The 18,140-nt window shown below is 56.9% G+C and carries 21 protein-coding genes and 1 pseudogene; all 22 read left to right on the forward strand.

Going from position 1 to position 18,140, the window contains the following annotated elements:
• Nucleotides 1-349: 349 nt before the first annotated feature.
• Nucleotides 350-829: pseudogene (lepB, locus tag J4E00_RS30105) on the forward strand (signal peptidase I); the annotation flags it as partial.
• A 456-nt stretch (nucleotides 830-1,285) separates the two neighbouring features.
• Nucleotides 1,286-1,510, forward strand: coding sequence for a signal peptidase I (gene lepB / locus J4E00_RS30110; RefSeq protein WP_317196671.1), 225 nt, complete (start codon nucleotides 1,286-1,288; stop codon nucleotides 1,508-1,510).
• Nucleotides 1,511-1,654: 144 nt separating this feature from the next.
• Nucleotides 1,655-2,512 (forward strand): NAD(P)-dependent oxidoreductase, encoded by an 858-nt coding sequence (locus J4E00_RS25250; RefSeq protein ID WP_208178137.1) that lies wholly within the window; start codon nucleotides 1,655-1,657, stop codon nucleotides 2,510-2,512.
• 337 nt (nucleotides 2,513-2,849) lie between these two features.
• Nucleotides 2,850-3,248, forward strand: coding sequence for a 30S ribosomal protein S8 (gene rpsH, locus J4E00_RS25255; protein ID WP_068191741.1), 399 nt, complete (start codon nucleotides 2,850-2,852; stop codon nucleotides 3,246-3,248).
• 27 nt (nucleotides 3,249-3,275) lie between these two features.
• Nucleotides 3,276-3,830: a 50S ribosomal protein L6 gene (rplF, locus tag J4E00_RS25260; protein WP_208178138.1), complete on the forward strand. Its 555-nt coding sequence runs from the start codon at nucleotides 3,276-3,278 to the stop codon at nucleotides 3,828-3,830.
• 9 nt (nucleotides 3,831-3,839) lie between these two features.
• Entirely contained in the window at nucleotides 3,840-4,190 is a 351-nt protein-coding gene (gene rplR, locus J4E00_RS25265; protein ID WP_188561971.1) for a 50S ribosomal protein L18, read from the forward strand.
• A gap of 6 nt (nucleotides 4,191-4,196) precedes the next feature.
• Entirely contained in the window at nucleotides 4,197-4,772 is a 576-nt protein-coding gene (gene rpsE, locus J4E00_RS25270) for a 30S ribosomal protein S5 (RefSeq protein WP_051719164.1), read from the forward strand.
• A 5-nt stretch (nucleotides 4,773-4,777) separates the two neighbouring features.
• Nucleotides 4,778-4,957 (forward strand): 50S ribosomal protein L30, encoded by a 180-nt coding sequence (gene rpmD / locus J4E00_RS25275; protein ID WP_190925707.1) that lies wholly within the window; start codon nucleotides 4,778-4,780, stop codon nucleotides 4,955-4,957.
• A 13-nt stretch (nucleotides 4,958-4,970) separates the two neighbouring features.
• Entirely contained in the window at nucleotides 4,971-5,420 is a 450-nt protein-coding gene (rplO, locus tag J4E00_RS25280) for a 50S ribosomal protein L15 (protein WP_196291018.1), read from the forward strand.
• Nucleotides 5,421-5,435: 15 nt separating this feature from the next.
• Nucleotides 5,436-6,755: a preprotein translocase subunit SecY gene (secY, locus tag J4E00_RS25285; protein WP_198067464.1), complete on the forward strand. Its 1,320-nt coding sequence runs from the start codon at nucleotides 5,436-5,438 to the stop codon at nucleotides 6,753-6,755.
• A 7-nt stretch (nucleotides 6,756-6,762) separates the two neighbouring features.
• Entirely contained in the window at nucleotides 6,763-7,548 is a 786-nt protein-coding gene (map, locus tag J4E00_RS25290) for a type I methionyl aminopeptidase (RefSeq protein ID WP_198076175.1), read from the forward strand.
• Nucleotides 7,549-7,553: 5 nt separating this feature from the next.
• Nucleotides 7,554-7,772, forward strand: coding sequence for a translation initiation factor IF-1 (infA, locus tag J4E00_RS25295; RefSeq protein ID WP_035567874.1), 219 nt, complete (start codon nucleotides 7,554-7,556; stop codon nucleotides 7,770-7,772).
• Nucleotides 7,773-7,793: 21 nt separating this feature from the next.
• On the forward strand, nucleotides 7,794-7,910 hold the full coding sequence (gene rpmJ, locus J4E00_RS25300) for a 50S ribosomal protein L36 (RefSeq protein ID WP_046246595.1): 117 nt from the start codon (nucleotides 7,794-7,796) through the stop codon (nucleotides 7,908-7,910).
• Nucleotides 7,911-8,022: 112 nt separating this feature from the next.
• A complete protein-coding gene (rpsM, locus tag J4E00_RS25305; protein ID WP_196291020.1) occupies nucleotides 8,023-8,400 on the forward strand; it encodes a 30S ribosomal protein S13 in 378 nt (125 codons plus the stop codon).
• Between the two features lie 87 nt (nucleotides 8,401-8,487).
• Nucleotides 8,488-8,880 (forward strand): 30S ribosomal protein S11, encoded by a 393-nt coding sequence (gene rpsK, locus J4E00_RS25310; protein WP_035567868.1) that lies wholly within the window; start codon nucleotides 8,488-8,490, stop codon nucleotides 8,878-8,880.
• A 26-nt stretch (nucleotides 8,881-8,906) separates the two neighbouring features.
• Nucleotides 8,907-9,512, forward strand: coding sequence for a 30S ribosomal protein S4 (gene rpsD / locus J4E00_RS25315; RefSeq protein ID WP_196291021.1), 606 nt, complete (start codon nucleotides 8,907-8,909; stop codon nucleotides 9,510-9,512).
• A 90-nt stretch (nucleotides 9,513-9,602) separates the two neighbouring features.
• Nucleotides 9,603-10,592: a DNA-directed RNA polymerase subunit alpha gene (locus tag J4E00_RS25320; RefSeq protein WP_198067467.1), complete on the forward strand. Its 990-nt coding sequence runs from the start codon at nucleotides 9,603-9,605 to the stop codon at nucleotides 10,590-10,592.
• A gap of 170 nt (nucleotides 10,593-10,762) precedes the next feature.
• A complete protein-coding gene (gene rplQ / locus J4E00_RS25325; protein WP_208178139.1) occupies nucleotides 10,763-11,365 on the forward strand; it encodes a 50S ribosomal protein L17 in 603 nt (200 codons plus the stop codon).
• Nucleotides 11,366-11,599: 234 nt separating this feature from the next.
• On the forward strand, nucleotides 11,600-12,871 hold the full coding sequence (gene eno, locus J4E00_RS25330; protein ID WP_208178140.1) for a phosphopyruvate hydratase: 1,272 nt from the start codon (nucleotides 11,600-11,602) through the stop codon (nucleotides 12,869-12,871).
• Nucleotides 12,872-13,015: 144 nt separating this feature from the next.
• On the forward strand, nucleotides 13,016-13,264 hold the full coding sequence (locus J4E00_RS25335; protein ID WP_236050146.1) for an FtsB family cell division protein: 249 nt from the start codon (nucleotides 13,016-13,018) through the stop codon (nucleotides 13,262-13,264).
• A gap of 102 nt (nucleotides 13,265-13,366) precedes the next feature.
• A complete protein-coding gene (locus J4E00_RS25340) occupies nucleotides 13,367-17,380 on the forward strand; it encodes a CARDB domain-containing protein (protein ID WP_208178142.1) in 4,014 nt (1,337 codons plus the stop codon).
• Between the two features lie 103 nt (nucleotides 17,381-17,483).
• The gene (locus J4E00_RS25345) at nucleotides 17,484-17,969 is read left to right on the forward strand and encodes a hypothetical protein (RefSeq protein WP_208178143.1); all 486 of its coding nucleotides are present in this window, start codon (nucleotides 17,484-17,486) and stop codon (nucleotides 17,967-17,969) included.
• Nucleotides 17,970-18,140: the final 171 nt, after the last annotated feature.

Genomic DNA, 18,140 nt, shown 5'->3' on the forward strand with positions numbered 1-18,140 from the left:
GGTGCAGCAACCAGTTGCGGAACTTGCGGCTGAAGAGCTTGGTGGACGTTTTTGCCATGAGGAATAGGGATAGATAATCAAATCCTGGCGAGAGATGACGAGGTGCAGCAACCAGTTGCGGAACTTGCGGCTGAAGAGCTTGGTGGACGTTTTTGCCATGAGGAATAGGGATAGATAAACCGTGGGCGACGTTGCCCAGAGGCGGGTCAATAGTAAGCAGAAAAGCGGAACAATAAGAGTGGATGTCCGGCCGCCATACTAGCCGCGGTTACAAGGCGTTTAGCCCGGCAGCTTTCCGGTCAAAAGCGGAAAGCTTAGTACTGTCTCTTTCACCCTTATTTCCTGTTCTATGGCCTTTTTTCGCCGCAAACCCATCACCGCCAACACCCCACCCAAGCCGCCGAAAACCAAAACCCGCGAGTGGGCCGACTCGCTCATTTTCGCCGTTGTGGCCGCCACGCTGTTGCGCTGGTCGGCGGTAGAGGCCTACACCATTCCCTCCGAAAGCATGGAGGGCACGCTGCTGGTAGGCGACTACCTCATGGTGAGCAAGCTGCACTACGGCCCCATCACGCCCCAAACCCCGCTGCAAGTGCCCCTCACGCATCAAACCCTGTGGTAGCACGGCCCGCAGAGCTACTCCGACCTCATCAAGCTGCCCACCTACCGCTTCCCAGGCTTCAGTTCGGTGCAGCGCAACGACGTAGTGGTGTTCCACGTGCCCCATGAGCAGCAGCGCCCCGCCGATGTGCGCACCAACCTCATCAAGCGCTGCATCGCCGTAGCCGGCGATACGCTGAGCATTCGCAGCGGCCAAGTGTTCCTCAACGGCCAACCCGGCGCAGTAGCCGGCCGTCCCCAAACCACTTACTTCTTGGAAGTGCCCGCGCCCAACGATGAAATCGTGGCGGCACTGCACGCGCAGGGCGTGGTCGACTACCGCGAGCCCGACGGCGTGCCCCGCGCCATCGTCAACCCCGAAACGGGCAAGCCCGGCTTCGTCATCAGCTGCCCGGCCGAGGTGGCCGCATACTTCCGCCGGCAGCCCTACACTAAGTCGCTGGAGGTGGTGCAGTATCCCGTGCAGCTATTCCCCGACGTGGCCGACTTCGACGTATCGCAGGCCGCCAGTGCCACCCCCTGCCGCTGGCAGCTCGACGACTACGGCCCGCTGCCCGTGCCCAAACACGGCCAGACCATCACCCTCACGCCCGCCAACGCCGCGATGTACTACAAAATCGTGTCGCAATACGAGCACAACGCCGGCATCACTTGGCAGGATGGCATGATACAGCAAAACGGCCAACCCCTGACCAGCTACACCATCAAGCAGAACTACTACTTCATGATGGGCGACAACCGCCACAACTCCGAAGACTCGCGCTTCTGGGGTTTCGTGCCCGAAGACCATATCGTGGGCAAAGCCGTCCTCATCTGGCTCTCAATGGACCCAAATGGTGACTTCTGGCACAAAATCCGCTGGAGCCGGCTGTTTCGGCCCATCGAGTAACCGCACCTCGCATCGCAGACCATCAGAAAATTGGAGTAAGTGAAACAAATGGGGTTGTTCCGGTATTCGGAGCAACCTCATTTGCCGTTATAGCCTACGCCAGCCCCCGCGCTGGCTCACGTTATCCACTCCTCACCACCTATCATGAAATCACCAATCACCACCGGCTGGATTGGCCTAGGCAACATGGGCACGCCCATGGCCCGCCGCCTGCTCGCCGCCGGCCTCCCCGTCACCGCCTACAACCGCAGCCCCGCCAAAGCCGAAGCTCTGCGCGCCGAGGGGGCCACTGTCGCGCCCACCCCCGCCGCCGTGCTCGATGCCGCGCAAGCCGTCTTCCTCATGGTGTCGGATGACCAAGCCATCCGGGAGCTATTCACCGGGGAGCAGGGCTTGCTGCAATCCTCTGCTACCGGCAAGCTCATCATCAACATGAGCACCGTCTCGCCCGGTGTCAGCCAGGAGATGGCCGAGCTAAGCCGCGGCAAAGGCCACGCTTACCTAGATGCTCCCGTCTCTGGTAGCGTGAAGCAGGCCGAAAGCGGCCAGCTCGCCATTATGGTCGGTGGCGAAGAAGGCGCTTTCCAGCAAGCCGAACCCTTGTTCGCGCACCTCGGCAAGCTGGCTCTGCGCGTGGGCACCACCAGCGCAGGCAACAATGCCAAGCTCGCCATGAATACGCTGCTCGGCTTCCAGGCCCAGGGCTTGGCCGAAGCCGTGCTCTTCGCCCAGAAGCACGGGCTGCAAACGGTCGACTTGCTCGAACTCATCAAAAGCAGCGCCCTCGCCAGCGTCTTCATCAACCTCAAGGGCGACGCTATTCTCAACGAGAACTACCAGGCCGCTTTCGCCCTCAAGCTCCTCGCCAAAGACTTGCGCCTGGCTAAAGCCGAAGGCTCGAATACCCCGCTAGCCAACGTAGTGCACCAGACCTTCCAGGAGGCGGAAGCTGCGCATGGCGACGAGGACGTAATTGCCATCCTCAAGCATCTGAACGAGTAGGGGTGGGGCTTGCCCCCGCCCGGACGTTAAACGACTCGCGTCTGAATCGTTCAACGACGGGCGGGGGCAAGCCCCGCCCCTACATTGTGCAGCCCCTGCATTTACAAGAAGTTTTGTTGGTGTGCTTGCATAAGTGTCAGGTTTCCCGCTACCTTTGCACTCCCAAAACCTGAGGCTTGCCTCGAAACCATTTGGCAGGTTGCCAAAAGAAACCATTGGCCGTACCGTCGCCGGGCGTGCCAAGTAGTCTTAACCGAAATTTCGTTGGTCCCGTTGGGCACCCGGCGAAATTTTCTTATCTTTGCGCTCCGAAAAAAGCGGACGTATTTAATAAATAATGAACACTGACCCAATTGCCGACTACCTGACCCGGGTACGCAACGCCATCAAGGCGAACCACCGGGTGGTAGAAATCCCGGCCAGCAACATCAAAAAGGAAATCACGAAAGTGCTGTACCACAAAGGTTACATCCAGTCGTACCGTTTTGATGATTCGTCGGTTCAGGGCACCATCAAAATCGCCCTGAAGTACAACCCCACCACGAAGGCCCCCGCCATCACCAAGCTGCAGCGCGTTTCGACGCCCGGTTTGCGTCAGTACGTGGCCGCCGACAACCTGCCCCGCGTCCTCAGCGGCTTGGGTGTGGCCATCATCTCGACCTCGAAAGGTGTGATGACCGAAAAGGAGTGCAAAACCGAGAACGTGGGCGGCGAGGTGCTGTGCTACGTGTACTAGTCCGGAACCGCTTTAGCAAATTCAATTATGTCACGTATTGGTAAACTGCCGATTTCCGTCCCCGCTGGGGTCGCTATTTCGGTCGACAACAACAACGCGGTGACGGTGAAAGGCCCCAAAGGCTCGCTCACTACGCAAGTAGACCGCGACATCACCGTAGCTGTGGAAGACGGTACCCTCACCGTAACCCGTCCCACCGAGCAGAAGCGCCACAAGGCCATGCACGGCCTCTACCGCTCGCTCATCAACAACATGGTGACCGGCGTTAGCGCTGGTTTCGAGAAGAAACTCGAGCTGGTTGGCGTAGGTTACAAAGCCTCGCTCGTGGGCAGCACGCTGGAACTGGCCCTTGGCTACTCGCACAACGTGTACATCGCCCTCCCCGGCGAAGTATCCGCTACCGCCGTAACCGAAAAGGGTAAGAACCCGATTGTTACGCTGAACAGCATCGACAATCAGCTGCTGGGCCAGGTGGCCGCCAAAATTCGTTCGCTGCGCAAAGTGGAGCCCTACAAAGGCAAAGGTGTGCGCTTCGTGGGCGAGATTATCCGTCGCAAAGCTGGTAAAACGGCCTCTAAATAAATTCGCATCATGGCATTTGATAAAGCAACTCGCCGCAAGCGGATTCAGCGCATCATCCGCACGAAAGTGTCCGGTACCACGGAGCGTCCGCGCCTGTCGGTGTTCCGCAGCAACACGGGCATTTATGCTCAGATTATCGACGACACGACCGGCCGCACCCTGGCTGCCGCTACGTCGAAAAAAGTAACCGCCGAAGGTGGTAACGGTGTGGCCCTGGCCGCTGCCGTAGGCCGGCAGCTCGCCGCCGTAGCCCAGGAGAAAGGCATCACGAAAGTGGTGTTCGACCGCTCGGGTTACCTCTACCACGGTCGCGTAAAATCATTGGCTGAAGGTGCTCGCGAAGGCGGCCTCAATTTCTAAACTATCATGGCGCAAGAACGCGACAACAATCGTCCTGGCGGAGACCGTCAGCGCAGCAACGACCGCGACCGGAACAAGGATAACTCCCGCATGGGTGCTGACTCCGACTTCAAAGAAAAAGTAGTAGCCATCAACCGCGTAGCGAAGGTGGTGAAAGGCGGTCGCCGCTTTAGCTTCTCTGCCATCGTGGTAGTAGGCGACGGCAACGGCAACGTAGGCTACGGCCTCGGCAAAGCCAACGAAGTAACCGACGCCATTGCCAAAGGCATTGACGACGCCAAGAAGAACGTGGTGAAAGTGCCGATGTACAAGCACACCGTTCCTCACCTCATGGAAGGCCGCTACGGCGGTGGTTTCGTGCTCATCCAGCCGGCTGCTGCCGGTACGGGTGTAATCGCCGGCGGTGCTATGCGCGCTGTGTTCGAGAGCGCCGGTATCAAGGATGTGCTGGCGAAGTCGAAAGGCTCGTCGAACCCTCACAACGTGGTAAAAGCTACGTTTGCAGCCCTCGCCAAAATGCGCGACCCGTTGCAAATCGCTCAAGCCCGTGGTATTTCTTTGGCCCGCGTTTTTAACGGTTAATTGACATGGCACAAATTCAAGTAAAGCTCGTGCGCAGCGCCATTGACCGCCCCGAGCGTCAGAAGCGCACCGTTCAGTCCCTCGGCCTGAACAAACTCAACAGCACCGCTACCCACGAATCGAACCCGTCCATCTTGGGCATGGTGAAGAGCGTGCAGCACCTGCTCCAAGTAACCGAACTGTAAGACTATTATCGTCATGCTTAATCTCAGCAATCTATCGCCCGCCTACGGCTCGACTAAAAACGAGAAGCGGATTGGCCGGGGCGAAGGCTCCACGCGCGGTGGCACGTCGACCCGTGGTCACAAAGGCGCCAAGTCGCGTTCGGGCTACAAGCGCAAGTCCGGCTTTGAAGGTGGCCAGATGCCCCTCCAGCGCCGTGTGCCTAAGTTCGGCTTCACGAACATCAACCGCGTCGAGTACAAAGCCATCAACCTCGATGTGCTCGCTGGCCTTCTCGAGAAGAACAGCGCTACCACCTTGGATGCCGCTTACTTCGTGGCCGCCGGTCTGGTTTCGAAAAACGCCAAAATCAAAGTTCTCGGCCGCGGCGAAATCGCCACTGCTGTTGAAGTTCATGCTCACGCCTTCTCGAAATCGGCTGTTGAAGCCATCGAGAAAGCTGGCGGCAAAGCGGTAACGCTCTAATAGCTACCTTCGGCAATGAATAAGTTTATCGAGTCGATAAAAAACATTTTTGCGATTGAGGATTTGCGTACGCGAATCCTCAATACGCTTTTCTTCATTGCCATCTATCGCCTAGGCGTTTACGTGGTGTTGCCGGGCGTTGACCCCACGCAACTCAAGACCGGCGCCCAAGGCTTGTTTGGCATTCTGGATACGCTGCTCGGCGGCGCATTCAGCCACGCGTCCATCTTCGCGCTGGGCATCATGCCGTACATCTCGGCGTCGATTGTGTTGCAGTTGCTCACCATCGCCGTGCCCTACTTCCAGAAACTCCAGAAGGAAGGCGAGTCGGGACGTAAGAAAATCAACCAGTACACCCGGGTTCTCACGATTCCGATTGTATTGGCCCAATCGGTCGGCTTCATCGCCACGATTAACGCGGAGGCTATCATCAACCCCGGCACGTTCTTCACCGTTTCGACCATGATTATCATCACGGCCGGTACGTTGTTCTGCATGTGGCTGGGCGAGAAAATCACGGATAAAGGCATCGGCAACGGTATCTCCATGATTATCATGATTGGTATCGTGTCGCGTCTCCCCGGTGCCATCATCGGTGAGGCTGCTGCCAAAGGCGTCAACAAATCCCTCATCTTCCTGCTGGAAATGGTGGTGCTGTTCCTCGTGGTGATGGCCGTTATCGTGCTCACGCAAGCGGTTCGCCGCATCGCGGTGCAGTACGCTAAGCAAGTAGGTGGCACTACGCAACTGGACGCCCAGCGTCAGTTCATTCCTCTCAAGGTGAATGCTGCCGGTGTAATGCCCATCATCTTCGCCCAGTCGCTGATGTTCGTCCCCGCCATTGTGGCGTCGGTATGGCAGAACCAGAGCGATACCGCCAGCTACATCGGCGTGAAGTTTTCGGACTACACCTCGTGGCAGTACAATCTGACCTTCGGCCTGCTGATTATCATCTTCACTTACTTCTACACGGCCATCAGCGTTAACCCTAACCAGATTGCCGATGACCTGAAGCGGAGCGGTGGTTTCGTACCCGGTGTAAAGCCTGGCCGCGATACCTCGGAATACATCGATGAAATCCTGACGCGCATCACCCTGCCGGGTGCCGTGGCGCTGGCCCTCATCGCCATCTTCCCCGCGTTGGCTTTGTTGCTGGGCGTAACCCGTCCGTTCTCGGCTTTCTATGGCGGCACGTCGCTCATCATTATGGTGGGTGTGGTGCTCGACACGGTGAACCAGGTGCAGAGCTACTTGTTGATGCAGCACTACGACGGCATGATGAAATCGGGTAAGCTGCGCGGTCGCACGGCCCAACCCATTTCCATCGCCTCGTAATTACGCAATGGCAAAAGGTCCGATACAATACAAAACCGAAGAAGAGATTGACCTCATGCGGGCGAGCGGCCAACTGCTAGCCCGGGCTCACGGCGAAGTCGCGAGTCTTATCAAGGAAGGAGTGACAACGCGGCAGCTTGATAAGCGCGCGGAGGAATTCATCCGAGACAACGGTGGAATACCTTCTTTCAAAGGTTTATACGATTTCCCCTACAGCCTGTGCCTCTCGCCGAATGCGGTGGTGGTGCACGGGTTCGCCACCGACGAGCCGCTGAAAAGCGGCGACATCATCTCGGTGGATTGCGGGGTGTTGCTGAATGGCTACCATTCAGATAGTGCCTACACCTACCCAATTGGGGAGGTGGCGCCGGAAGTGCTCACGCTGCTCAAGGAAACGAAAGCGGCGCTGTACAAAGGCATCGAACAAGCCGTGAGCGGCAACCGCGTGGGCGACATCAGCTACGCTATCCAGAACCACGTTGGCCCCTTGGGCTACGGGGTGGTGCGGGAGTTAGTTGGCCACGGAGTTGGCGCGAAGCTGCACGAAAGCCCCGATGTGCCGAACTACGGCAAGCGGGGTTCCGGGCCGCTCTTGCAAACGGGATTGGTCATCGCCATTGAGCCGATGATAAACCTGGGCAAGAAGGACGTGGTGCAAGAGGCGGATGGCTGGACCATCCGCACCAAGGACCGCAAGCCCTCGGCGCACTTCGAGCACACCGTAGTAGTTAGAAAAGAAAAGGCGGAGATTCTCACCTCCTTTGAATACATCGAAAAAGCATTGCAGCAGTAGCCCTTATGGCAAAACAAGCCTCGATTGAGCAGGACGGAACCATCCTGGAAGCCCTCTCCAACGCCATGTTCCGCGTGGAGCTGGAGAATGGTCACCAGCTGATTGCCCACATTTCGGGCAAGATGCGGATGCACTACATCAAGATTCTGCCCGGCGACAAGGTGAAGCTGGAAATGTCGCCCTACGACTTGTCGAAGGGCCGGATTAAGTATCGTTATAAATAAACCCGTTTCCCTTCACAGGTCATGAAAGTAAAAACCTCGGTGAAAAAGCGTAGCGTGGACTGCAAACTGGTCCGCCGTAATGGCAAGCTCTACGTCATCAACAAGAAGAACCCGCGCTTTAAGCAGCGTCAGGGTTAATTCAAATTTTTAGAACCCCGGAACCTTGGGTACTGAGTCGTTGGTTACTAGCCTTCGGCCCGCCTTCCAAGTAGTTGCCGGGTTTCTGTCCGCAAACACATAACCACACACAATGGCTCGTATCGCAGGGGTTGATATCCCGGACAACAAGCGCGGCGAAATCTCGCTGACTTACATTTTCGGCATTGGCCGGAGCAACGCCAGCAAGATTCTGGTAAAAGCTGGCGTCGACGTCAATAAGAAGGTGAAGGACTGGACCGACGAGGAGTCGGGTGCTGTCCGTGCCATTATTGCCGCCGAACACAAGACCGAAGGCGTGCTGCGCTCGGAAGTAACGACGAACATCAAGCGTTTGATGGACATCGGCTGCTACCGTGGTCTGCGTCACCGCAAAGGTCTGCCGGTTCGTGGTCAGCGCACCAAGAACAACTCGCGTACCCGCAAGGGCAAGCGCAAAACGGTGGCCGGCAAGAAGAAGGCAACGAAATAAACTTAACCGGGAATCGGCGCTGGCTCTGGCGAGTATCCTACTCGCGCAGCCAGCGCCAACACCTCCCGCATTTTTTGCGATAACCAAATGGCACAAAAAAGAAAAGACAAAGCCAAGAAGCGCGTTGTCGTGGTGGAGCAGGTGGGCCAGGTACACATCCGTGCCTCGTTCAACAACATCATCATCTCCATCACCAACAACAACGGTCAAGTTATTTCGTGGGCTTCGGCCGGCAAAATGGGCTTCCGTGGTTCGAAGAAAAACACGCCTTACGCCGCTCAAATGGCGATGAGCGACTGCGGCAAAGTGGCCCACGACCTGGGCATGCGCAAAGCCGAAGTATTCGTGAAAGGTCCAGGCTCGGGCCGTGAGTCGGCCATCCGCGCCCTCGGCAACGTGGGCATTGAGGTGACCACCATCCGCGACGTAACGCCGCTGCCGCACAACGGCTGCCGCCCCCCCAAGCGTCGTCGCGTTTAGTTTTCCACTTCAGAAATTAGATTACAATGGCACGTTATACCGGCCCTACCTCAAAAATTGCCCGTCGCTTCAACGAGCCGATTTTCGGCCCGAGCAAAGCGCTCAACAAGAAAGCCTATCCTCCGGGCCAGCACGGCCGCGGCCGTCGCAAGAAGCAGTCGGAGTACGCTGTCCAGCTGATGGAGAAGCAGAAGGTGAAGTACATGTACGGCATGTTGGAGAAGCAATTCGAAAACCTGTTCCACAAAGCAGCAGCACTGCCCGGCATCACCGGCGACAACCTGCTCGCATTGCTGGAAGCCCGTCTGGACAACGCCGTGTACCGTTTGGGCATTGCCTCGACGCGTCGCGCTGCTCGCCAGCTCGTAGGTCACAAGCACATCACCGTGAACGGTGAAGTGGTGAACATCCCTTCGTACCACCTCCGTCCCGGCGACATTGTGGCCGTGCGTGAGAAGTCGAAGTCGCTGGAAGCCATCACCACGAGCCTGTCGGTTCGCAACTCGCGCCAGTTCTCGTGGCTGGAGTGGGACGGCAAGGAGTTGGCTGGCAAGTTCCTCAACGCCCCCGCCCGTGAGCTGATTCCGGAGAAAATCACCGAACAGCTCATCGTCGAACTGTATTCGAAGTAAATAACGCTACTGGTAGCGGCCCGGCAGTTTGTCGGGCCGCACTTGTGCTTATACTTCACCAATTTTTTTCTAATTTTTTACGCCCCACATATGTCAATCTTAGCTTTTCAGATGCCGGAGAAAGTGGTGATGGAGAAATCCGACGACTTCACCGGGACGTTTGAATTTAAGCCGCTCGAGAAGGGCTACGGCGTCACCATCGGCAATGCGCTGCGTCGCATTCTGTTGTCGTCGCTGGAGGGTTTCGCCATCACGTCGGTGCGCACCAACAGCGTGCTGCACGAGTTTTCGACCATCGAAGGGGTGATTGAGGACATGTCCGAAATCATCCTGAACCTGAAGATGGTCCGCTTCAAGAAAGTGAGCGACGCCATCTCGGATAAAATTACGGTGCGCGTGAAAGGCCAGGATACCTTCTCGGGCGCTGATATTGCCAAGTTCGCCAGCGGTTTCGAAGTACTGAACCCCGACCACGTGATTGCCCACCTCGACCCCAGCGTGGAGCTGGAGTTGGAGCTGACGATTGCCCGTGGCCGTGGCTACGTGCCCGCCGACGAGAACAAGCCGGCTGACCAGGTTTTCGGTCAGATTGCCATCGACGCTATCTACACGCCCATCAAGAACGTGAAGTACAGCATCGAGAACACCCGCGTGGAGCAGAAGACCGACTACGAGAAGCTCGTTATCGAGATTCAGACCGACGGTTCGATTCACCCGGAGGACGCGCTGAAAGGTGCGGCCAACATCCTCATTCAGCACTTCATGCTGTTCTCGGACAACACGATGACCCTCGAGGGCCCGCGTGTGACCGAAGACGAGCCGATTGATGAGGAAACCATGCAGATGCGCAAGATGCTCAAGACTCCACTGGAGGACATGGAGCTCAGCGTACGCGCTAAGAACTGCCTCAAGGCTGCTGACATCAAAACGATGGGCGAATTGGTGCAGCTCGAAATTGCCGACATGATGAAGTTCCGCAACTTCGGCAAGAAAAGCCTGACCGAACTGGAAAACCTCGTGGAAGAACGTGGTTTGGAGTTCGGTATGGACCTGGGCAAGTATCGCCTGGACGAGGACTAGTAGTTAGAATACCGGATGTGCTGATTGGCTGGACTTGTCTGGCGGGTTAGCACATCTTCTTTTTTATCCATTTACTATTTCACCAGTGTGCCCCAGGGGCAGCGGTTCTAATGAGGCCTTGAGGCCCGCCGTGGTCGCCGCCCGCAAGCACACATTTTTTCAAACGACCGATGCGTCACGGAAGAAAAATCAACCACCTGGGCCGGACTACCGCCCACCGCCACGCCATGTTGTCGAACATGGCTTCGTCGCTCATCCTGCACAAGCGTCTGACGACGACTGTGGCCAAAGCCAAAGCCCTGCGCAAGTACGTGGAGCCGATGCTGACCAAGTCGAAGGAAGACACGACGCACTCGCGTCGTATGGTATTCGCCGCTCTGCAGGACAAAGAGTCGATTAAGGAGTTGTTTGGCAACATTTCGGGCAAAATTGCTAACCGTCCCGGTGGCTATACCCGCATCCTGAAGCTGAGCGATACCCGTCTGGGCGACAACGCCGAGATGTGCATCATCGAGTTGGTGGACTTCAACGAGACCCTGATTGAGTCGAAGCAGGCTGCTGCTGACAAAGCTGCGGCTGGCACTACCCGTCGTTCGCGTCGTGGTGGTAAAAAGGCTGCTGGTGACGCTCCTACTTCGGCTACCGAAGTAACCGGCGAAGCTGTAGCTCCCGCCGCTGTAGTTGAGCAGTCGGCTCCGGCTGACACGGCTACCGAAACTGTAAAAGACGGCGAGAGCCGCGAAGAAGCTAAGGCTGACGAAGCTGGTGCTTAATTCGTAACAGTTGCTGCAAAGTTGAAAGGGACGCTCCGTGAGGGGCGTCCCTTTTTTTGTTCGAAAATTTTAGGGGAACAAGAGCAAATCAGATTGCCTATTTGAGCCGATTCAATCGTTAGCGCAAACTGTGGTAAGGCGCTACGAAATGTTCTTTTAATATCGTTAGCGTGCTTATGCCGGCTGATTCGCGTACGTTTGCAGCATATTTAACTGTTTACAAAACGACTTGCTATGAGCTTCATCTCGCAAATTCACGCTCGCCAGATTTTTGATTCCCGCGGTAATCCGACGGTAGAAGTTGACGTCACGCTTGACTCCGGTGTAGTAGGCCGCGCCGCTGTGCCTTCAGGCGCTAGCACTGGTAAACACGAAGCGGTAGAGCTGCGGGACGACGATAAATCCATGTACATGGGCAAAGGCGTGCTGAAAGCTGTAGAGAATGTAAATTCTCGCATTGCGGAAGAACTGGTAGGCTTCTCAGTGTACGAGCAGGCACTACTCGACAAGATTATGCTGGAAATGGACGGCACGCCCAACAAGGCTAATTTGGGTGCCAATGCCATTCTGGGTGTGAGCCTAGCCGCCGCCCGCGCTGCCGCGCAGGATGCTGGTATGCCGCTCTACCGCTACGTAGGTGGGGTGGGGGCGGCCACGCTCCCGGTGCCAATGATGAACATCCTGAACGGCGGCTCGCACGCCGACAACTCCATCGATTTCCAGGAGTTCATGATTATGCCCACAGGCGCTTCTTCTTTCTCGGAGGCACTGCGTTGGGGCACGGAGATTTTCCACCACTTGAAGAACGTATTGAAAAAGCAAGGCTTCAGCACGAACGTAGGGGATGAAGGTGGCTTTGCTCCCAACATTAAGTCGAACGAGGACGCCATTAAGATTGTGTTGCAGGCCATTGAAACGGCCGGCTACCGCCCTGGCGAGGACGTGTTTATTGCCATGGACGCAGCTGTGTCGGAGTTTTATGAGGATGGGGTATACCATTTCAAGAAGAGCACCGGCGACAAGCTGACTTCGAGCCAAATGGTGGACTACTGGGCCGATTGGGTTAAGAAATACCCCATCATCAGCTTGGAGGATGGCATGGACGAGGACGACTGGAGCGGCTGGAAATCCTTGACGGAGCGCGTGGGCAAACAAACCCAATTGGTGGGCGACGACTTGTTCGTGACCAACGTGGACCGCCTGCAGCGCGGCATTGATGAGGGTATTGCCAATGCCATCCTCATCAAGGTAAACCAAATCGGCACGCTGACTGAAACCATCAATGCGGTGAACCTGGGCCGCCGCAATGGCTATAAGTCGGTGATGAGCCACCGCTCGGGCGAAACTGAGGACAGCACGATTGCTGATTTGGCCGTGGCTTTGAATACTGGTCAGATTAAGACGGGCTCGGCTTCCCGCTCGGACCGGATGGCTAAGTACAACCAGTTGCTCCGCATAGAGGAAGAGTTGGGCGAGGTGGCCTACTTCCCTGGCAAGAAGATGTAATAAGTCACGTAGTTAGGTTGCCAAACGGCCGATTCCGCATTATGTGGAATTGGCCGTTTGTATTACCTTTATCCCGCAATGAATCTACCGTCCTTCATTAACCCGGTATTCCGGGTTGCCCGCAGTTTTTATTTCCTTACTGGTATGGGCTTTCTGGTCTGGATGCTGGTATTCGATGCAAACGATTTGGGCAAGCAGTTCGACATTTATCGCAAATGGCAGGACCTGCGCAATGAGAAGCAGTACTACCTCGACAATATTGAGGTGGTGAAGAAGGACCGCGCTGAGCTGATGAGTTCACCGGCGCTGCTGGAGAAATTTGCCCGGGAAAAATACCTGATGAAACGCCCCGGAGAGGACGTTTTCGTGCTGGTGCCTGCCACCGCTGAGTAGCGTTTATAGGGAGTTGCTGCAACCACTGTTCGACAGCGGCCGGATTCTTGCTGCCTTAATATTCATTCATTTCATCATTTTTTCATTTCTCTTCTTATTTGTATGAAGCACTACTACCCTGCCGCTTCGCGGCTGCTTACCGGGCTTTGGAGACTACTGTTGCTGGCCGGAATTGCCAGCCCGGTGGCGGTACATGCCCAGTCTTATTCGCTGCCCCTTTCGGGTAGTAACACCATTACCACCTGCGCGGGCACGCTGTATGATGATGGGGGCGCGAATGGCTCCTATTCGACCTATGCCAGTGGCGCTACCACCATTTTGCCTGCTACAGCAGGCAACAAGGTGCGACTGCAGTTTACCACGTTTGCTGTAGAGACGTACTACGACCGGGTTTCTATTTACGATGGCACCAGCACCAGTGCGCCGCTGATTGGCACGTACGATTCCAGTACTCCGCCGACCACGGTGTATGGCACCACGGCCTCAGGGGCGCTGACGGTACAATTGACTTCCGACGGCGTGGGGCAATTCAATGGCTTTGCGGCCACCATTGGCTGCGTAACCACGGTGCCACCTCAGGCGCAGGCCGACTTAACGGTGCAAAGCGCTTACCTGTCGCCGTTGAGCGTGGTGGCGGGCGGTAGCACGTCGGCCAGTTGCTACATCTACAACTTATCGGGTGCTACTGCGAGCAGCAGCTCGGTCGGGTTCTATTTGTCGACCGATGCGGTATTGGATGCAACGGACCAGCTCCTAGGTAGTGCCATTGGCTACGCGCTGCCCGTGAGCCAGTCTTCGTCACGCTATGCCAACCTAACGGTGCCAGTAGGTACGGCGGCGGGCAACTACTACGTGCTGTTTGTGGCCGACTACCAGAACCAGGTTTCGGAAAGCAATGAGAACAATAACGTGGCAACGGTAAACCTAACCGTGACGCCACCGAGCATCGACCTGACCATTCAGCAGGCTACAGTAACTCCGCAGAATATCGCCCCTGGTACGCCGTTGAGCATGAGCTGCTACATTGACAACCAAGGTAACGCTATGGCCAACAGCAGCAGCGTAGGCTTCTACTTCTCGACCGATGCCACCCTGGACGCTGCCGACCAGCTCCTGACCTCGCAGTATGGCGCGGCGCTGTATCCGAACTATACGCAGTCGCGCTACGGCACGGCAGCGGTGCCCACAGGCACGGCACCAGGCACTTACTACATCCTGTTCGTAGCTGACTACCAGAACCAGGTGGGCGAAACGAATGAGACGAACAATGTATCGGCGGTCAGCTTTACGGTGTCACCTCCCGGGGTTGACCTCGTGATTCAGCAGGAGTACCTGTACCCGAGCTCGACAGTAGCTGGCAACTCGGTTCAGGCCACCTGCACCATCTTCAACCAAGGCAACATGCTGGCCAACAGCAGCACGGTAGGCTTTTATCTCTCCACAAACCAAACGTTTGATGCTGCCGACGTGCTGCTGAATACGTCGACTGGTTCCTCGTTGTCGGCTAACCTGGGCAGCTACCGGTCGGTGTATCCCGTGATACCCGTGGGCACAGCGGCTGGTAACTACTACGTCCTGTTTGTGGCTGACCCGGCCAATGCCGTGACCGAAACCAGCGAAACCAACAACGTGCGCAGCGTAGCACTCACAGTACTGGCAGCTACTATCGACCTGACTATCCAAACTCCTTACCTGACACCAACCGTCACGGCACCGGGTGGAACTACGGCGGCCTCGTGCTATCTCTACAACCAGGGCAACGCGCTGGCCAATACTGCTACGGTAGGCTACTATCTCTCGACCAACCAGACGCTGGATGCCAGCGACGTGCTGCTGGGCAACACTACCGGCTCGCTGTACGGCGGCGGCTACGCCTCGCGCTACACTACCCTAACCATCCCGACCGGTACGGCTGTGGGCAACTACTACATCTTGTTTGTGGCCGACCATCTGAACCAAGTAACGGAAACGGTTGAGACCAACAACATTGCAACGGCTTCGCTGCAAGTCGTAGCACCCGGCATCGACCTGATGCCTTCGCAGGCCTACGTCACGCCTTATTCGAGCGCGCCGGGCAACACCGTTGCGGCGAGCAGCTATATGCAAAATCTGGGTAACTCGACGGCTCCAAGCAGCACGCTCGGGTACTACCTCTCGACCAACCAGACGCTGGATGCCAGCGACGTGCTACTGCTGACCAGTCCTGGTGGCACCCTGGCGGCTAACCAGTACATATCGCGCTACGACAACGTGCCGATTCCTGTTGGCACCGCCCCCGGTAGCTACTACATGCTGTTCGTGGCCGACCCGGCCAATGCCGTGACTGAAACCAACGAGAACAATAACGTAGTGAGTACTGCGCTGGTGCTGGTAGCGCCCGGAGTTGACCTGACCATCACCCAGCCTTATCTGACTCCTACTTCGGTGGCCCCAGGCAGCACACTGTCAACGTATTGCTACATTCAAAACCTGGGCAACTCGACGGCGGCCAGCAGCACGATTGGTTATTACCTCTCGACCAACCAGACGCTGGACGCCAGCGACGTACTGTTGCGGACTACGGTCGGTTCCTCACTTGGTGCCGGCCAGTACACTTACCGGAGCGACAGCCCACTGGTTCCGACGAGCACTGCACCCGGCAACTACTATGTGCTGTTTGTAGCCGACCCGTCCAGCGTAGTGACCGAGACCAATGAAAGCAATAACGTAGCCAGTGCTCCGCTGTTGGTGATTGCTCCAGGCATTGACCTCCAGATTCAGCAGCCTTATCTGTCGACCACGACTGTAACGCCAGGTTTTACCCTCAGCGGTAACTGCTACATTCAGAACGCGGGCAATACTACGGCCGCCAGCAGCAACGTTGGCTTCTACCTCTCGACCAACCAGACGCTGGATGCCAGCGATGTGCTGCTCAGCACGGCTTCTGGCTTTTCTTTGCCTGCTAGCCAGACGTCGTACCGTCTCGGCAACCTTTTGATTCCGACAGGTACGACGGCCGGTAACTACTATGTGCTGTTTGTGGCTGACCCCACCAATGCCGTAGCGGAAACGAACGAGAACAATAACGTGTCGGCTCTACCGCTGACGGTACTGGGACCCTTCACGGGTACCATTGTGCCGTATACCGGTTCTTCTACCATCACTACCTGCTCGGCTACTATCTACGATAATGGTGGCTACAATGCCTACAGCACGTATTCCAGCGGTTCGCTGACCATTTTGCCGGCCACCACCGGGGCCATGGTACAGCTCACCTTCAACTCGTTTTCAACAACAAGCGGCTACGACTACGTGCGCATCTACGACGGCACGAGCACCAATGCTCCGCTGTTGGGTAGCTATACCGGCAACCAGATTCCGCTGCCCCTGACAGCGACCAACACGGCTGGTGCCCTCACGGTGCAATTCACCAGCACTTACTACACAGCCGCTGGTTTTGACGCCACGGTAAACTGCGTCGCCGCACCGTTGTCCGACTTGCTGTTGACGCAGATTGGTGCTTCGCCATCGTCGGTGCCGGCGGGGGGCAGCTTGTCGTTGAGCGCAACCATTGCCAACCAAGGCGGTGGTCCGGCGGCCAGCTCGGCCGTGGGCTATTACCTCTCGACCAATCAGACGCTGGATGCCAGTGACCGACTATTGGGCACCAGCTCCGGCACAGCCCTGGGCGTGAACCTTGACGCCAACCGTCAGCTGGTGGCCCCTGTGCCCGCCAACGTGACGCCCGGCCCGTACTACGTGCTATTTGTGGCGGACCCGGCCAACGTGGTATCAGAAACCAATGAGAACAATAACATCGCCTCGCTGGCGGTGACCGTAACGCAGGGCTTGGCCAGCCGCGACCAGACTGCAGGCTATACCGTGGCTGTAGTGCCCAACCCGGTAGCTGGTGGCAACGCCCTGCGAGTGCAGCTAAGCGGTGCCGGTACGACCAACGCAGCCGTGGTGGAGCTCTACAATGCGCTGGGTCAGCGCGTGCTCACGCAGAACATGCAACTGAGTGCTGGCCGTGCCAACCAAGCCGAGCTATCCACGCAGGGCCTGGCTACCGGCGTGTACACCCTGCGCCTTACCGGCAAGGATATGAGTGTAACCCGCCGTGTAGTGATTGATTAATTGAGCGACTTCGGCCAGCACCACTGCGGTACTGGAGCGGGGGCGGCAGGTTGGGCACAGCGCCCGGCCAGCCGCCCCCGCTTATTTTTAGGCCATGCAAGCAATGATTCGTTGGGGTATGCTGGCGGTGATAGTGGGCGGCATTGGGCTAAGCACGAATGCGGGTAGGTTAGGCGGCCACGCTGGCAGCCGGCCGGCGCAGGGCCAGGCCGCCTGGCAGTTTCTAAATGCAGTTTTACACGGCAACTACCAATCGGCCTACAGTCGGCTGGCTCCTGAAGTGCGGCAATCCATCAGCTTGGGGCGCTTTGAAGCTCAGGCGCGGCCTATCTGGAAAAGCGGGCAGCGTCATGGCAAAGTCATTGAACTGTATAAGCTCGGTATGCGACTGGGGGAGCGGGGCAGTTCGAGGCTGTTCTACAGCTTTGCTTTCGCAGCTGATTCGAGCCTGAAAACTCCATCGGAGCTGCTGGAGGTTACTTTTCGAGATACAACGACGCGGGCGGTGCTGGGCTTCGGCCTACGCAATATGGCCACGCCTGGTAAAAGAGCCATAGCAGCGCCTGCTGCGAAGCCGCTCCGCAAATAAGTGTTGACTAGAGCAAAAACAGCATCGCACAAAAGGCAATCATGCTAAGCGCCGCCGAGGTATGTTGCATGCAATACCAATGCAATTTGATTGAAACTAGTATTGCCCTCGGGGTATAACTAGGAACGCACACTATGGTGTTCAATAGATTCAGTTCTGTGCAGCTACTTG

Source organism: Hymenobacter negativus, assembly GCF_017571495.1.
Lineage (GTDB): Bacteria > Bacteroidota > Bacteroidia > Cytophagales > Hymenobacteraceae > Hymenobacter > Hymenobacter negativus.

Coding starts and splice junctions, on each gene's coding strand:
- rpsH (WP_068191741.1), top strand. CDS start 2,850: ATGAACACTGACCCAATTGCCGACTACCTGACCCGGGTACGCAACGCC.
- J4E00_RS25320 (WP_198067467.1), top strand. CDS start 9,603: ATGTCAATCTTAGCTTTTCAGATGCCGGAGAAAGTGGTGATGGAGAAA.
- rpsD (WP_196291021.1), top strand. CDS start 8,907: ATGGCACGTTATACCGGCCCTACCTCAAAAATTGCCCGTCGCTTCAAC.
- map (WP_198076175.1), top strand. CDS start 6,763: ATGGCAAAAGGTCCGATACAATACAAAACCGAAGAAGAGATTGACCTC.
- secY (WP_198067464.1), top strand. CDS start 5,436: ATGAATAAGTTTATCGAGTCGATAAAAAACATTTTTGCGATTGAGGAT.
- rpsM (WP_196291020.1), top strand. CDS start 8,023: ATGGCTCGTATCGCAGGGGTTGATATCCCGGACAACAAGCGCGGCGAA.
- rplR (WP_188561971.1), top strand. CDS start 3,840: ATGGCATTTGATAAAGCAACTCGCCGCAAGCGGATTCAGCGCATCATC.
- rpsE (WP_051719164.1), top strand. CDS start 4,197: ATGGCGCAAGAACGCGACAACAATCGTCCTGGCGGAGACCGTCAGCGC.
- rplQ (WP_208178139.1), top strand. CDS start 10,763: ATGCGTCACGGAAGAAAAATCAACCACCTGGGCCGGACTACCGCCCAC.
- rpmD (WP_190925707.1), top strand. CDS start 4,778: ATGGCACAAATTCAAGTAAAGCTCGTGCGCAGCGCCATTGACCGCCCC.
- infA (WP_035567874.1), top strand. CDS start 7,554: ATGGCAAAACAAGCCTCGATTGAGCAGGACGGAACCATCCTGGAAGCC.
- J4E00_RS25340 (WP_208178142.1), top strand. CDS start 13,367: ATGAAGCACTACTACCCTGCCGCTTCGCGGCTGCTTACCGGGCTTTGG.
- lepB (WP_317196671.1), top strand. CDS start 1,286: ATGATACAGCAAAACGGCCAACCCCTGACCAGCTACACCATCAAGCAG.
- rpsK (WP_035567868.1), top strand. CDS start 8,488: ATGGCACAAAAAAGAAAAGACAAAGCCAAGAAGCGCGTTGTCGTGGTG.
- J4E00_RS25250 (WP_208178137.1), top strand. CDS start 1,655: ATGAAATCACCAATCACCACCGGCTGGATTGGCCTAGGCAACATGGGC.
- J4E00_RS25345 (WP_208178143.1), top strand. CDS start 17,484: ATGATTCGTTGGGGTATGCTGGCGGTGATAGTGGGCGGCATTGGGCTA.
- J4E00_RS25335 (WP_236050146.1), top strand. CDS start 13,016: ATGGGCTTTCTGGTCTGGATGCTGGTATTCGATGCAAACGATTTGGGC.
- rplF (WP_208178138.1), top strand. CDS start 3,276: ATGTCACGTATTGGTAAACTGCCGATTTCCGTCCCCGCTGGGGTCGCT.
- rpmJ (WP_046246595.1), top strand. CDS start 7,794: ATGAAAGTAAAAACCTCGGTGAAAAAGCGTAGCGTGGACTGCAAACTG.
- rplO (WP_196291018.1), top strand. CDS start 4,971: ATGCTTAATCTCAGCAATCTATCGCCCGCCTACGGCTCGACTAAAAAC.
- eno (WP_208178140.1), top strand. CDS start 11,600: ATGAGCTTCATCTCGCAAATTCACGCTCGCCAGATTTTTGATTCCCGC.